This window comes from Streptomyces sudanensis (assembly GCF_023614315.1).
Classification (GTDB): domain Bacteria; phylum Actinomycetota; class Actinomycetes; order Streptomycetales; family Streptomycetaceae; genus Streptomyces; species Streptomyces sudanensis.
In genome coordinates this window covers 809-1,124 of the sequence record NZ_CP095474.1, presented here as the reverse complement: position 1 = coordinate 1,124, position 316 = coordinate 809, and the positions used below count along the sequence as shown (strand labels likewise).

At 66.5% G+C, this 316-nt stretch carries 1 protein-coding gene; it reads left to right on the top strand.

The features are described from left to right. A partial coding sequence (locus MW084_RS00010) for an isoprenylcysteine carboxylmethyltransferase family protein (RefSeq protein WP_275563377.1) occupies positions 1–226 on the top strand: 226 nt, incomplete at its 5' end. Positions 227–316 lie beyond the last annotated feature (90 nt).

The window sequence follows — 316 nt, the reverse complement described above, 5'->3', positions numbered from 1 at the left end:
GCAGTGGAACACCCGGGTGATCACCGTGCCGGGCGCCCCGCGCGTGACCAGCGGACCCTACCGCCTGCTTCCCCACCCCAACTACGCCGCCGTCGTCGTCGAGGGACTCGCCCTCCCGCTGGTCCACTCGGCCTGGATCACCGCGACCGCCTTCACCGCCCTCAACGCCCTGCTGCTCACCACCCGCATCCGCACCGAGAACACCGCCCTGACCCAACTGACCTGAGGCCCCGAAAGGCTGTCGCTTATACACACCTGACCGCACCGACGCCGCCTTAACTGTAGCTCTCGGGATGGACGTGTGCCTAATAAAAAA